Below are 12918 nucleotides of genomic sequence, written 5' to 3' on the forward strand. Positions count from 1 at the left end.
GTTGACATTTATTTATTGATGATTTATAATTTAATCAACAAGTCGCAACAATGCGACAAGAAAGGAGTGAGACTATGGTTGATGTTTCAAAGCTCAAAGGTAAGATAGTTGAAAAAAATACTACTCAAGAAGCACTTGCAGATGAGATTGGTATTGATAGAAGCACATTTTACCGTAAAATGAAGCAAGGCGGAGCATTTTCTGTTAGAGAAGCCAACATTATTGTTTCTTTTTTAGGTCTATCTGAAAAAGAAGCTTTGTCAATTTTTTTTAATCAACAAGTCGCAACAATGCGACAAATGACATAGAAAGGAGAGAGGATGGAAGAACGATTAAACTCCCTAAATACAAAAAGAGCTTTCATTGTTTCTCAAATAGGCGAAAAACGTCTAATAGAGACAATGAAAGCCTTAGATGAAATTATGACAGAACAAAAATTACTACCTGTCATACTTGTTAGCATTACGGAGTATCACAGTGCCGTAAAGCTACTTCCTGAGTTGTAAGATGTAACTGGAATAAATCTTCATTTCTTTCTTGATTATATTTGATGAAATGAGAATTTAAGTCAGCTACTGTCAAAGCTGCATTGTAGATTTTATCAATCATGTCATTCTCTACTCTAGCAAGGCAGTAAAGGCAGTTAATGCTTTCTGGTTTTGCATATAGGTTGATTGGAAAAGCATTTCCACAGTACATACATTGCAACTCCGCAGTGGTCATTAGAGCCATAATTTGTCCTCCTTTCCGTAATGATAAGACCATTATATCACGGAGGAGAAAAGACAACCAAGATAGAAAGGAACGAATATGAAATCATTAAAAATCACAATCAAACCTAAGGATGATAAAAACCCCGTTTTGAATCTTGGTGGTAAAGAATTACAACAATCATGGCTATCATCTGGCTACAATATCCAAATTGGAGAATGGACACTAGGGCGAGGAGTTTCTGAATTTAGGCTAGAAATGCCAGCAAATAAAAGACCGACAGCCACTATTGTCTTTAATCCAGATGTGGTGGATATTGAAACAATAGCGACAGGCGGTCAGATACTATGGTCTGAAAACGACAGTGACTAGGTCATCATGCCATATGTGAATAGTAGCATTGATTTGTCCAGATGTAATAAGTTGCTTGGCGGTATCTTTCACATCTTCTTGGTCAAATTCACTTGCTACAAAGTCGTGGGCAGTGCCAACTGGGATTGTTGGTTCAAGTGCTGCAAACTCAATGATTTTGTCAGCTATTTCTTGATTATAAGACATAACATTTACCTCCTTTCTGCATACATTATAGCACAGGGGGAGCAACCAACATAGAAAGGAGAGAGGATGAGACCTAATCGTTATCCATACAATACAACATTAAAAGCCTCAACTACTGAAATAGTCAAGGCTTGGGAAACTTCTTACTCAGAATTTCTTGTTAAAAACAAAGAAGCACAAGAATCGGCTAAGAAAGAATTGGATAAAGCTATTTGTAGGCTTTGTCAACTATGTCATTAAGTGTTTTTGTTGCTTTTTCAGTTGCAAGTCTGTCAACTTGGATATCTTTGGCAGTCAGCAACTTTTCAATGACATCAATAACAGCGGTAGTTGCAACATCAGCTGGATTTTTCTCAATGTACTCAGCGATTAGTTTGTAACTGGCTTGTTTTAGATTTTCAAAATCATTCATCACATTCACCTCCTTTCTGCACATATTATAGCACAGGGAGGTTAGGAAGGAAAAAGTGGCGTTAAATCAAAAAAAGCACCTCATGGAATGCAATCCAAATGAGGAGCTAAAGAAAACTAACTACTTAAATTATACCACAAAATGACAGAATTAGACAAAACACAACGACTTTTAGTAACGAACTGGCAACGTAATTATTTTCAGTTGAGCGATGCTTTAATAAATAGTTTGGTCGGTTTGACAGTGATTGATACGCTTGACATTTTAGCTCAAGCTAGAAAGGAAAAAATATGGTCAAAGAATATTATACTGTGAGCCATGAAATGGCAGATGGAACAGAACTTGATGATATTACAGGGTATGTTATTCCAGACAATCATCCAGTATATGACATATTCAGGAGAGAAAACGAGGCTAGATTGGAGGCAAGTGCTTAATGCAATATATCTTTCAGGAACACAAATGGGAATTATACATCAATGAATAATCATTTTTTACAAAATCCTAACCTTTCAAGCTCTGCTAAAGGTGTTCTAGCAGTCATCTTGAGCAATAAAGATGATTGGCGTATTTATCCAGACGAGATTGCAAAAAGGTCTAAAGATGGACTTGTGAGCCATAGGTCAGCATTTGAAGAGTTAGAAAAACATGGTTACATGAGAACTTTGAAAAAAAGTTTAGGTAGAGGGAAAGGTATTCAGCATTATAGATTTGTGCAGGATATTCCAATTACAGATGATTATTTTAGTTATATCTTAGAGAAATTTGAAAAAGAGTTATCAACAGTTCTTGTTGATTACGGAGATGATTGCACTTTACAAGGTTAGATTTTACAACTTTGTATTTTACAACTTTGCACTTTACAAGGTTAGATTTTACAACTTTGTATTTTACAACTTTGTATTTTACAAGGTTAGATTTTACAACTTTGTATTTTACAACTTTGTATTTTACAAGGTTAGATTTTACAACTTTGTATTTTACAACTTTGGAAAATCGCATACTAATAATTACTAACTATATAACAAGTATCAATATATAACAATTTAGTGCTAACGCACACTAACCGATAACAATCTAAGCCTTACGGCACTAACCAAATAATAAACACTAATAGACAACAAACTTGTCCTTATAGAATGAATAATATAAGGCGTTATAAAAAGTTATCCACAGGAGGAGAAAAATGGCAGAAGTTATTACAATCACAAAAGAGGAGTTAAAAGCATTGATTGCAGCAGAGGTTGCTAAAAACTCATTGCCTAGGAAGAAACCAGATTTCCGTGATGTTATGCTGCGAAACGAAGAAATTTCTGAAATAAACAGTAACCATCTGCTTATAGCTGATAGACTATCTAAAGAGTTTGCGTCACAACAAGGCGAGAAAAGCATAAAGTGTTCTGAGCGTAATAACTGGTTTTCATCTAATATTTACACGAGAAAAAGATACTTACATGGTCTTAAATATCAACATTATAAAACCTCAAACCAGGATATTCATGAAACATTAAGAAAGTTGTCGCTTAACGTTTTAGGGGCAACTATTATTAAAGATTTAGATGATGATGAATTTGAATATGCTTTGGATGCTTATGAAAAGTTAAAAACTTGCTTTTTAGAAATTTATGCCGACCGCATCTCTAAAGAAGAAGTTATTTTGTCCGAAATTTCAAAAGTTGAGGTATAGCAATGTCAGGAGTAACAATTTATAGAAAATTGCTCAATATTCAAAAAGTGCTTAATGTTCCTAAAAATCAATTCAATAAATTTGGTAATTATTATTACCGAAACGCAGAGGATATTTTAAACGCAATAAAACCTTTACTATGGGAACAAGATTGTACCGCATTTTTTAGAGAAGATTATATTGAGCAAATCGGAGATAGATACTATTTGGTAGCTACTTTTGATTTTGTTGATGTTGATACTGGAGAAAAAATTACAGTACAAGCTAGAGCAAGAGAAGAAGAAGTCAAGAAAGGGATGGATGGCTCACAGATAACAGGTGCAGCATCAAGTTATGCTAGAAAATATGCTTTAAACGGAATTTTCCTTATTGATGATGCTAAAGATGCTGATAGCAATGAGTACAGCCAACAAAACAAGCAACAGCAAGGAAAAAAACAACAAGGGCAACCTAACCAACAGCCACAACAGCAAATCATCCTGATTACAAATCAACAACACGATGAACTTTTAGCAAAAATAAATCATTTAGCTCAAGTGAAAGGTGTGGAATTTGACCAAGTGGCTAATTTTCTACTTGGCAAATATAAAGTTGGAAATTTTAGAGAGATACCATCAATGTCATATGAATTGGTGAGCAATAATATTGATAACATGATTAAGAAAGCAGAGGGGAAAATAAATGATGCTTAGGACTATCAAAGCAAAAGAACATGAAGAACAAGTAAAGCAAAGTCAGGATAGATACGTCTCTAGTCAAGTTGATTTAATTGAGCGCATTTTAGAACAGGTCAAGTTAAATTCATTGTTTGATAAATATTATAACCAAGAGCAACAGCTAAACATTGCTCTGGCAATTTATAAAGGCTACTGTTTGACAGATGTTGAGGATGCAATAAGGGGGTTAGAGTAATGAAAGATGTGACTAATATCGCACCGGCAGATATTAAGGTTGATTTTCAACCAGCAGCAATCAATCTTGATTATGATTCAGTCGAGAGACAACTTGCAGCAATCGTTGAGCAGTACACAAACTATGAAGTGACAGCCTCAACTTATAAAATTGATTACGATGAGCGTACTCGCCTCAATAAATTAAAAGAGGCTTTTGAGGAAAAGCGTAAGGAAATCAAGAATAATATCAATAATCCTTATAAAGAGTTTGAAAAATGGTACAAGAAAACAGTTGAACCTCTTGATAATGTTATCGATAATATCACAGCAGGCCTTAATGCGATTGATGAACATGAGCGATTGATGAGAGTCGATGTTGTCAGAGCCACTTTTGAAGATAGGTGCATGGTTGCTGGTATTTTAAAAGATACGTTTGAAAGTAAGTATGAGGAGTATGCGCTTAAAAAGTATTTCAAGAAAGGAAAATTCGAACTCAAGAAAACAACGCTTGATGAAATAGATGCCTTAGTCCACGGGGAGTTTGAGGCGTTAGAACAGTATAAAGCTAATAAGCAAGCTGTTGTGGAACAAGCTCAAGAGTATGGTTTGCCAGCGAATAGCTACATAACCCACCTGGAAGATGGTAAAACGTTGGTTGATGTTCTTAAAATCATGAAGTCAGACCGTGATGCCGAAATTTTACGAAAAGAGCAACAAGAGGCAGAGGATAAAGCAAAAGCAGAGCGTTTGGCTGAAATTGATAGGATGGCTAAAGAAAATGCTAACGCTCAAATTAAGGCATATGACGCTGATACAGGAGAGATAATCGAAAACGATACAAATACACTAGACGATGAAGAAAGCACCGTGGAGGTGGCTAATTTTGATCCTAGCGAGCCTTTAACACCTGTTGTTCAATTGAGTTTACATGGTGGAAATCCGCAATGGGAACAGGTGAAAGAGTATTTTGAGGATAACTTTATTGGTTTTGAAGTGTTGGGGTATGTTAGTGGAACGTGAGAAATATAAATTGATTTTGGAATGGGAGGAGGCAAATCGCCCTCTTTCCCTTGTCGAGAAAGCCTGTTTGACTGCTTATTCAATCGAGTATTTGCAGTTTGGCCTAGCATATTTAGAGCGTGAGTATTGTGAAGCGAGGTACAAATGATAAATAATGTTGTTTTGGTCGGTCGGATGACATCTGATGCCGACCTGAAATACACAGCTAGCAACACTGCTACAGCAACTTTTAACTTGGCTGTTAATCGTCCGTTCAAAAATCATAACGGAGAGCGGGAGGTTGATTTTATAAGGTGTGTTATTTGGAGACAAGCTGCTGAAAATCTAGCTAACTGGGCAAAAAAAGGTTCGTTGATTGGCATCACTGGTCGCATCCAGACTAGAAATTATGACAACCAGCAAGGGCAACGTGTTTATGTGACAGAGGTTATTGCAGATACTTTTAAGTTATTGGAAAGCCGTGGTCAACAGGACAATCAAGGCGGGAATAATCAAAATGGTTATCCACAGCAAAGCTATAACAATCCACAACAAACACCGAATTTTGCAAGTAATCAACAGACCTCATTTTTCCAAGGACAGACAACAACGCCTATGGATATTTCAGATGATGATTTGCCGTTCTAAAAAAGGAGAGAGTTATGGATACAATTAGAGTAAAAGTTGACTTGCAGTGTCCTTTTTGTGGACTATGTAAGACTTTGAGGACGCCTTATTACAGAAAGGGCATTACTTGTCCAGAATGTCAGCAGTCTGTTTTTTTAAGATGGGCGACAGGTATCGAGGGAGAAACGGATAAGCGTGGATATTATTTCCACGCATACGAACCTATGAGCATTCACAAAATCAACAGGGAATTTGAGGATGTCTTTATAGATGAGGATAGTTTTAGGACTATTGAATATCGTATTAGGAGGAGAGGTATAGTTTGAGAAAAATGATTGTATGGGCATTATTCGATAGCGGTAATGGTTCTTACACAAAAGCTATCAATACGCTTAATAGTTCGGGGGGGACGAAAATTGAAGTATATCCCATAGGGATTGACATAGAAAACAAGAACAATCATTTTATCAGGCTTAATCTTGCCGATTATTCGAGGTTGTTTGGCGATAACAAGTTATTTGATACGCTTGACGAGCTACCCCACCCAGATTTAATCATAGCTAGTCCACCTTGCGAAAGCTGGTCAAATGCTAGTGCAATTGCAAATGGGAATGCTTGTTGGAAACAGGAAGATATATCAGATAGCTTGTTTGAACCACAAATACCACCTAGCATGTTTACCATACGGTCAAACAAAGACTATGAGGAGGCTTATAACAATTATCAGTATGATAGGCAGTTTATGAAGCGAGTAAATGGGGAGTTATGCGCTTTTAACACAGTTGAGATTATAAAAAGATACAATCCAAAATTTTGGATTATAGAAAATCCAGCTACAGGACGTTTGTGGAGATATATTGAGCAAATCATAGGCTTTCGCTTGCCACATAAAAACCCTGTACGTTACAACAACTACGACTATCCCCTACAAAAACCTACAAAGTTCGCAAGTAACCTGTTTTTAAATCTCAATAATGAGATTAACCCCGCTGAAATTGAATGGGGCAAATTTTCAAAATCGTATAACGAGAGGTCAAATATACCTCAAAAGCTACTGTTGGATATATTTACAACAGTTTATAAAAATTTTAAAAAGGAGAATGGTGTGTGAGTAATCTGGAGATTATTTTGTTGCTACTGGTTTGCTTGTCTGTGACATGGGCAGGTATCATAACAGTTTATGCGTGTTACGTGATTAAAAAGAGCAAAGCAAAAGTGGCATATTACCAAACCAAAGAGACGCAGTTAAAGATTTATGATCACGTTTTGAGAAGTAGACGATTTCAAAACGGAGGAGAGGTGTTCCGATGAAAGTTTTTGATGGTGCTAAATTAAGAGAGTTGCGAAAACAGCATGAATTGACACAATATGATTTGTCGGATAAGACAGATATCAGCCAGAACAGGATTAGCGACATAGAGCGTAATACGTCAGCGCCAACCGTAGACGAAATAGAGGTGTTGTCTGATGCGCTTGAAGTTAAATCCAGTCACTTTTTGAGTGATGATAAGGATATTGAAGTTATCAAGGGTACATTTTGCAAGAAGAAAAAAATTGAAAGCACATCTTTTTCTGATGCGGTTGGCGATGCAAGTTTGGCTTTTGAAAAACTAGGTCAGGCAATGAAAAGCAATCAGATTGAGCTATTTGTGGATAGTCAACTTCTTGGACATGACCTATCTGGCTATGTGCTGATTAGGCAGGAAACCTATCAGGAACTTTTGGATAACAAGTATAAACTAGAGCAATTACAAAATTTATTGAGTTAGGGGTCATGAATGAAATTTGAACTTATAAATGACCATTTCGAGAATGCCAAACGGTATAACATACCGAGGGCACAACTCATCATTGCTGATATACCTTACAATCTAGGAAATAATGCCTATGCATCTGACCCTAGATGGTATGAAAACGGAGACAACGCAAATGGGGAAAGTAAGTTGGCAGGTAAATCATTCTTTGACACAGATAATGATTTTAAGATTAACAATTTCTTTGACTTTTGTAGTCGCCTCTTGAAAAAAGAGCCAAAGGAAAAGGGCAAAGCGCCAGCTATGATTGTTTTTCATGCCTGGCAACAGCGGGATATGGTGATAGAGTGTGGTAAAAAGCATGGTTTTAATCATGCCTATCCCCTCTATTTCACAAAGAAATCAAGTCCGCAGGTGCTAAAGGCTAACATGAAAATTGTTGGCGCTGTCGAGGAGGCAACAGTATTGTATCGTGATAAGTTGCCCAAATTTAACAACGGAGGTGCTATGATACTAAATCATGCGCCGTGGGAAAAAGATAGCTCTTATCCAACAATACACCCTACGCAAAAACCTATACCAGTTTTGAAACGTTTGATTGAAATTTTCACTGATGAGGGTGATGTGGTGATTGATCCAGTGGCGGGTAGCGCCTCAACATTAAGAGCAGCTATTGAGATGAGTAGGTCAGCGTATGGCTTTGAGATAAAAAAAGAGTTTTACAAAAAAGCTCAAGAGCAGATGTTGTCAACATTTCAAACCAGTTTATTTTAAAGAAATTGAATACCAGACAACTATTTATGATTTTTTGGAGGAAAAAAATAATGACAAAGTATTTTAAAAATAAAGTATCAGCAGAAACTATCGTAGGAAATTTAAAAGAGTTTGTCTTAGAGCTACACCAAACAGCAAAAGATGTGATGATTGATAGTCTTATTGAAAAAGACGAGCAAACTTTTGTATCAGCCAAACTTATTCATGATCTTTCACATGGATTGACTGATATTGTAAAGGGGAAATCAGCAGCTGCGGCCCTTGAGCGTGTATTTGGTGTTGATGAAGATGACGAAGATGGCTCTTTTGTTGGTCAAATCGCAGTTGATATCAAAACAGGTCAGGTTGATGGTATTGAGGACATTACAGACCCTGAACTGAAAAAACAACTTGCAGAAGTCATCAGCAAGCTGTCTGAAAAATTAGGCGGTGAATAGTATGTGTTGGGTAGTTCAGATACCAGTAAAAGGGCGAGGTGGTGAGATTGTCAGATATGAACGACATGAATTTAAAACAAAGGCACAAGCTAAAAAGTTTCAAAAAGGCTTAAAAGTTGACTCGGAGATATTTCATTTAAGAAAGGCAAAGGTGTAGGGTGTTGGTTTTTTATAAATGGATGATTGTTAGTTCACATCTTTTTCTTGCTATATCAATTTTTATTGCAGGTTATAAAGCACCTAAATTGGATTTAGTAGATAAGATTGCTTGGTTTTTTTGTGACGTTTATGCTATCGCTTTGATTTATACTGTTATCAAAATTTTGGAGGGTACGCCGTGAAAAACAAAACAATAACAAGTTTTGTGATATTGACTGTAATGTTATCTATCGTGGCTCTATCATTAGCAGTTTTTAAATTAGGTGCGGCAACATCGAGGGATCATTACAAGTCACAAATAGCAAAATTAGAAAAACAGATTGAACAATTGCAAACAAGAAAAACAACTGTCATTTATCAAGTAGATAATAACGGAGCTACTCTCGTTGGCACTGTAACTGATAAGACAGTAGTTGATGGGCATTATACGGTTACAATTGGGGCTTATGGCAAGTTTCTTGTCACTAAAGAGCAGTTTGATAGTATCAATATTGGAGATGATGCCCCAGAGCATTTGAAACAACGTGGTATTGATAGCAATAAGACACCGTTAGAGTTGGAGGGTCAGAAAGATGAATAAAGAAGAAGCAAAACAAAAGCTGCACAATCTGGCGTTTGTGAAATTAGATACCAGACCAAATGATTTAAAGCTTGCTGATGTAATGCAAATCGTTAACCAGATTGACGAACTAGTAAAAGTCACAATCCCCAAGTTTGTAGCAGAATGGATTGAAAAGACTAAAAGAACTTACAATCTTTACGGAGCAATGGGACATATCAAAGACAACTCAGCTCCCTTTGAAATTATGAAATGGTTTTCAACTAATCCGACATTGACAGGGGAAATTTTCGCTCGTGCTTGGCTAGACGGTTACGAGATAGAACAAGAACAACTCTACACAGTTGAAATACCGAACCCGAACAACACAAGTAGAAACGTATTAGCTTTACAAAAGTTATTTACTGATATTGAAATTTGTAGGGTTAATGCCAAGACTTATAAAACTGATAAACATTGCCAATTCACCGAAGCCGAAATCAAACAAGATTTTGATTGGGCTTGGAAATGGGCTAAGCCAGTGGAGGAGTAAAAAATGACGTTGTATGAGCTAATATTTTATGTTTGTCTAATGCTGTTTTTACCAAGTATTGAATTTTATGAAGTTGTTAAATTAAAAGGCTTGGTCATAGTCAATGTTGAGATGTTACGAAAGGACGAATAAATGGCAAAGGTGATTTATACAAAAGAAATTGGTGTTAATATGCTAGGAGAGTTAGAATACAGTTTCATTCCAACCTGCCCCGTTTGTAATGAATGGACATATAGTGAGGATACTTGTCCATTTTGTAGGATGAGGGGAGTAACTACTCCTCTTGAGTATGATGGGCCTAGAGTGCCGGATGTGTTTGATATGGACGGAAACAAAGCGAAATGTTATTGCGGAACTTGTAAAAAAATAGATTTATGAGGAGGTTGAGTGATGAAAATATATCACGGAAATAGTGAGAGTAGAGAGCTTGTCTCAGAAGTGCAAACGATTAAAGAAGCCTTTTCGTTCATCGCAGGACACATAAAAACAAAGCACAAATACCTTGCACCTTACTACCGTCAGTGGATGCAAGACGGAGAACGTGTGATTGACTATGGAAGTCATCGGAATTTTTACTATATCGTTTTTGAGGAGGTTGAGTGATGAGCTTTGAAGATAGATTAGATGAGTTTCGCAGACAGCTTATTTCTCGTGCTATATACAGCAGACTTCCGAGAAAAAATGAGGAGACGCTAGCTATGATTAGCCTGTATCGTTTCGGGGCACCTAACGCTAGACTAGAAGCCAAAAGATGGTTGCGAAAGGTAATGGAAGGGGTGGAGTGATGGAAATTAAAAACTATAAAAAAGTGGACAATCAAGTCTCGTACACTATTGTCTTTGAGGACATAATGCTTGATATTATTCATACAAATACTGACTATAACTCAGTCGAAACAACTGATTACTATCCTTTTTTGGAAAAAGTCTCTTACTATAACGAAGTTGAAGCAGATATGATTGACAAGTTCATCAGCTTACAAGCTGAAATGTTATTGGAAGATATTGATTTTGAGTGGGAGGTTGAGTGATGAGTATTAGTGTCAAATCCAATGAAATAATTTTTACTCAAGAGCATGTAAATGCAACGCAAAAACTCAAGCTCTATGTCACTTATCAAAAAGAGCACAATGATGATAACGAGATTTTTATAACTACAACAAACTCAGCAGACGATTCTCAACATGATTTTAGCATGAGTCTACCTGAAATAAAGACATTATTAAATTTTGCTATCGCAAAGTTAGAGGAGGTGGAGTGATGAGTCTAACACTAAATAGTAAAATTTCAGATTTAATATTAGCAATCGGAGAAATCATTACGGAGTCTGATGGAAAGACAACAACTTTTGAGTTGGAAATACCAGGTCAGTCGTTTTATTTGGAAATAGCCATTAAAGCAAAGGAGGTCGCAGATGATACCGAAGTTTAGAGCATATTGCAAGTCCATGGGAAAGATGTGTGATGTTGTAATTATAAATTACATGACAGGCAGTATTACTGTTGAGATTGATGGGATAGGATACTTATTACAGCCTAGCGATTATGACCCTATGGAATCAACTGGTCATTTTGATATCAATAGTCAGGAGATTTTTGAGGGTGATTTGTTAGACACATCAGACTCAACGGGAAATATTATTTCATCAGGAAATCCTATTTTGGAAGTCTGCTTTGACGGATTGGAGTTTACTGTAAAAGGAAATATTGAGAATGGTGAGATGAGTTTTAAGGAATTTAAGGAGATATGCGAATTAGCAGGAATACCTTTGAAAGTCATCGGCAATGTGTACGAGAACCCTGATTTAGTGGAGGTCTCAAATGATACAGAGATTTAGAGTTTTTTGTGAAAGAACAGTACTAAATTGATAAAGTGGAGGTAGTGGATGACTAAAAAGAAAATAGAGCGACTGTCTGTTATTCACCGTAGAGAAATCAACTGGTTAAAGTGGTATTTTTTAAGGGATAAGAAAAGTCCTCATAGAACGGTTTTAGAACAGAAAATCCATAATGCTTTTTTAGAACAGGACTTGGAACAGTCAGCTTTTTTAGACAATCTTAAATCAGTAACAAGTGATTATATCTCTAAGTCAGACCCAAAAATGTTAAAAACTATAAAGGAAGTTTATGTATATGAAAGATTAAATGTCATTGGTGCTTGTCAAAATATATTGTTCTTAACCCCAAGCCCAGCATATGTACACATCAATAAATGGTTTGATGATTACTTTGTTTCAACATACAAACATATTCCATTGATAAAATAATCGTAAAAATTCCCTAAAGACATACAATACAATGAAATCATGAGTAGTAATGCTTGTGATTTTTTTGTTGGGAAGGAGGTAGTAAATGAATGAGAGACAAAGGCGATTTGCAGATGAGTACATAAAAACAGGAAACGCTTATCAATCAGCTTTAAAGGTTGGCTATAGCGAGAAATATGCTAAAGCTCGTTCTGCCGAATTGTTGGAAAATGTCGGAATAAAAGAGTACATCAATGAACAAATGCAAGAATTGCATAAGTCAAATATCATGGATGCTACAGAGGCTTTATCCATCCTTTCTGAAATCGCCAGAGGCAAAAGAGATGAGGAGGTCTTGATACTTAACCCAACAACAGGAAAAGTAGAAAGACACACGAAAAAAGCCGACAATGCAACGGTTATTAAAGCCATTACTGAAATCTTAAAACGCTACCCAACGGCTAAACAGTCTGAAAAACTAGAGCTAGAGCTTGAGAAGTTGAGATCACAGTTGATGGATACACAGATGGAGAATGAAACTATAACGATTGCTGATAGATGGGAGGTTGAAG

At 36.3% G+C, this 12918-nt stretch carries 29 protein-coding genes; 26 read left to right on the forward strand and 3 right to left on the reverse strand.

Annotation, left to right across the window (positions count from 1 at the left end):
- The first annotated feature begins 74 nt into the window (after window positions 1–74).
- On the forward strand, window positions 75–308 hold the full coding sequence (locus ACVRZH_RS07010; protein ID WP_447454581.1) for an XRE family transcriptional regulator: 234 nt from the start codon (window positions 75–77) through the stop codon (window positions 306–308).
- 154 nt (window positions 309–462) lie between these two features.
- On the opposite strand, the gene ACVRZH_RS07015 is transcribed toward ACVRZH_RS07010, so the two are convergent.
- Complete coding sequence (locus tag ACVRZH_RS07015; RefSeq protein WP_447454582.1) at window positions 463–732, reverse strand: hypothetical protein; 270 nt, start codon at window positions 730–732, stop codon at window positions 463–465.
- 78 nt (window positions 733–810) lie between these two features.
- Between ACVRZH_RS07015 and ACVRZH_RS07020 the strand changes: the two genes are divergently transcribed.
- The gene (locus tag ACVRZH_RS07020; RefSeq protein WP_447454583.1) at window positions 811–1083 is read left to right on the forward strand and encodes a hypothetical protein; all 273 of its coding nucleotides are present in this window, start codon (window positions 811–813) and stop codon (window positions 1081–1083) included.
- Here the strand turns inward: ACVRZH_RS07020 and ACVRZH_RS07025 are convergent.
- Entirely contained in the window at window positions 1057–1269 is a 213-nt protein-coding gene (locus ACVRZH_RS07025; protein WP_447454584.1) for a hypothetical protein, read from the reverse strand. The genes ACVRZH_RS07020 and ACVRZH_RS07025 overlap by 27 nt on opposite strands.
- A gap of 66 nt (window positions 1270–1335) precedes the next feature.
- Between ACVRZH_RS07025 and ACVRZH_RS07030 the strand changes: the two genes are divergently transcribed.
- Entirely contained in the window at window positions 1336–1509 is a 174-nt protein-coding gene (locus ACVRZH_RS07030; protein WP_447454585.1) for a hypothetical protein, read from the forward strand.
- On the opposite strand, the gene ACVRZH_RS07035 is transcribed toward ACVRZH_RS07030, so the two are convergent.
- Window positions 1478–1681: a hypothetical protein gene (locus tag ACVRZH_RS07035; RefSeq protein ID WP_447454586.1), complete on the reverse strand. Its 204-nt coding sequence runs from the start codon at window positions 1679–1681 to the stop codon at window positions 1478–1480. The genes ACVRZH_RS07030 and ACVRZH_RS07035 overlap by 32 nt on opposite strands.
- 290 nt (window positions 1682–1971) lie before the next feature.
- On the opposite strand from ACVRZH_RS07035, the gene ACVRZH_RS07040 reads away from it, so the two are divergent.
- The 23 genes from ACVRZH_RS07040 to ACVRZH_RS07150 form a co-directional block, all read left to right on the forward strand.
- Window positions 1972–2118: a BOW99_gp33 family protein gene (locus ACVRZH_RS07040; RefSeq protein WP_447454587.1), complete on the forward strand. Its 147-nt coding sequence runs from the start codon at window positions 1972–1974 to the stop codon at window positions 2116–2118.
- A 42-nt stretch (window positions 2119–2160) separates the two neighbouring features.
- On the forward strand, window positions 2161–2508 hold the full coding sequence (locus tag ACVRZH_RS07045; RefSeq protein WP_447454588.1) for a transcriptional regulator: 348 nt from the start codon (window positions 2161–2163) through the stop codon (window positions 2506–2508).
- A 359-nt stretch (window positions 2509–2867) separates the two neighbouring features.
- On the forward strand, window positions 2868–3368 hold the full coding sequence (locus ACVRZH_RS07050) for a hypothetical protein (protein ID WP_447454589.1): 501 nt from the start codon (window positions 2868–2870) through the stop codon (window positions 3366–3368).
- A gap of 2 nt (window positions 3369–3370) precedes the next feature.
- A complete protein-coding gene (locus tag ACVRZH_RS07055; RefSeq protein ID WP_447454590.1) occupies window positions 3371–4060 on the forward strand; it encodes an ERF family protein in 690 nt (229 codons plus the stop codon).
- A complete protein-coding gene (locus ACVRZH_RS07060) occupies window positions 4050–4280 on the forward strand; it encodes a hypothetical protein (RefSeq protein WP_447454591.1) in 231 nt (76 codons plus the stop codon). Before ACVRZH_RS07055 ends, ACVRZH_RS07060 begins: the two co-directional genes overlap by 11 nt.
- Window positions 4280–5281, forward strand: coding sequence for a DUF1351 domain-containing protein (locus tag ACVRZH_RS07065; RefSeq protein WP_447454592.1), 1002 nt, complete (start codon window positions 4280–4282; stop codon window positions 5279–5281). The genes ACVRZH_RS07060 and ACVRZH_RS07065 overlap by 1 nt, the downstream gene beginning before the upstream one ends.
- Window positions 5282–5425: 144 nt before the next feature.
- On the forward strand, window positions 5426–5908 hold the full coding sequence (ssb, locus tag ACVRZH_RS07070; RefSeq protein WP_447454593.1) for a single-stranded DNA-binding protein: 483 nt from the start codon (window positions 5426–5428) through the stop codon (window positions 5906–5908).
- A 14-nt stretch (window positions 5909–5922) separates the two neighbouring features.
- Entirely contained in the window at window positions 5923–6213 is a 291-nt protein-coding gene (locus ACVRZH_RS07075) for a hypothetical protein (RefSeq protein ID WP_447454594.1), read from the forward strand.
- Between the two features lie 5 nt (window positions 6214–6218).
- Window positions 6219–6998, forward strand: coding sequence for a DNA cytosine methyltransferase (locus ACVRZH_RS07080; RefSeq protein WP_447454610.1), 780 nt, complete (start codon window positions 6219–6221; stop codon window positions 6996–6998).
- Window positions 6999–7194: 196 nt separating this feature from the next.
- A complete protein-coding gene (gene relB, locus ACVRZH_RS07085) occupies window positions 7195–7656 on the forward strand; it encodes a type II toxin-antitoxin system RelB family anti-toxin (RefSeq protein ID WP_447454595.1) in 462 nt (153 codons plus the stop codon).
- 9 nt (window positions 7657–7665) lie between these two features.
- Complete coding sequence (locus ACVRZH_RS07090) at window positions 7666–8415, forward strand: DNA-methyltransferase (protein ID WP_447454596.1); 750 nt, start codon at window positions 7666–7668, stop codon at window positions 8413–8415.
- 50 nt (window positions 8416–8465) lie between these two features.
- The gene (locus ACVRZH_RS07095) at window positions 8466–8852 is read left to right on the forward strand and encodes a hypothetical protein (RefSeq protein WP_447454597.1); all 387 of its coding nucleotides are present in this window, start codon (window positions 8466–8468) and stop codon (window positions 8850–8852) included.
- Window positions 8853–9189: 337 nt separating this feature from the next.
- The gene (locus ACVRZH_RS07100; RefSeq protein WP_447454598.1) at window positions 9190–9591 is read left to right on the forward strand and encodes a DUF1372 family protein; all 402 of its coding nucleotides are present in this window, start codon (window positions 9190–9192) and stop codon (window positions 9589–9591) included.
- A complete protein-coding gene (locus tag ACVRZH_RS07105) occupies window positions 9584–10102 on the forward strand; it encodes a DUF1642 domain-containing protein (RefSeq protein ID WP_447454599.1) in 519 nt (172 codons plus the stop codon). Before ACVRZH_RS07100 ends, ACVRZH_RS07105 begins: the two co-directional genes overlap by 8 nt.
- A 132-nt stretch (window positions 10103–10234) precedes the next feature.
- On the forward strand, window positions 10235–10480 hold the full coding sequence (locus ACVRZH_RS07110) for a hypothetical protein (RefSeq protein WP_447454600.1): 246 nt from the start codon (window positions 10235–10237) through the stop codon (window positions 10478–10480).
- 12 nt (window positions 10481–10492) lie between these two features.
- The gene (locus tag ACVRZH_RS07115) at window positions 10493–10705 is read left to right on the forward strand and encodes a hypothetical protein (protein WP_447454601.1); all 213 of its coding nucleotides are present in this window, start codon (window positions 10493–10495) and stop codon (window positions 10703–10705) included.
- The gene (locus tag ACVRZH_RS07120; RefSeq protein WP_447454602.1) at window positions 10705–10887 is read left to right on the forward strand and encodes a hypothetical protein; all 183 of its coding nucleotides are present in this window, start codon (window positions 10705–10707) and stop codon (window positions 10885–10887) included. Before ACVRZH_RS07115 ends, ACVRZH_RS07120 begins: the two co-directional genes overlap by 1 nt.
- A complete protein-coding gene (locus ACVRZH_RS07125) occupies window positions 10887–11132 on the forward strand; it encodes a hypothetical protein (protein WP_447454603.1) in 246 nt (81 codons plus the stop codon). The genes ACVRZH_RS07120 and ACVRZH_RS07125 overlap by 1 nt, the downstream gene beginning before the upstream one ends.
- On the forward strand, window positions 11132–11362 hold the full coding sequence (locus ACVRZH_RS07130; protein ID WP_447454604.1) for a hypothetical protein: 231 nt from the start codon (window positions 11132–11134) through the stop codon (window positions 11360–11362). The genes ACVRZH_RS07125 and ACVRZH_RS07130 overlap by 1 nt, the downstream gene beginning before the upstream one ends.
- Window positions 11362–11532, forward strand: a complete 171-nt coding sequence (locus tag ACVRZH_RS07135; protein ID WP_447454605.1) for a hypothetical protein — start codon at window positions 11362–11364, stop codon at window positions 11530–11532. Before ACVRZH_RS07130 ends, ACVRZH_RS07135 begins: the two co-directional genes overlap by 1 nt.
- Window positions 11516–11938 (forward strand): YopX family protein, encoded by a 423-nt coding sequence (locus tag ACVRZH_RS07140; RefSeq protein ID WP_447454606.1) that lies wholly within the window; start codon window positions 11516–11518, stop codon window positions 11936–11938. Before ACVRZH_RS07135 ends, ACVRZH_RS07140 begins: the two co-directional genes overlap by 17 nt.
- 48 nt (window positions 11939–11986) lie before the next feature.
- Window positions 11987–12367, forward strand: coding sequence for a hypothetical protein (locus ACVRZH_RS07145; protein ID WP_447454607.1), 381 nt, complete (start codon window positions 11987–11989; stop codon window positions 12365–12367).
- 85 nt (window positions 12368–12452) lie between these two features.
- Window positions 12453–12918: terminase small subunit (locus ACVRZH_RS07150; protein WP_447454608.1), on the forward strand; the 466-nt coding region annotated here is incomplete at its 3' end.

The organism is Streptococcus fryi (assembly GCF_053206505.1).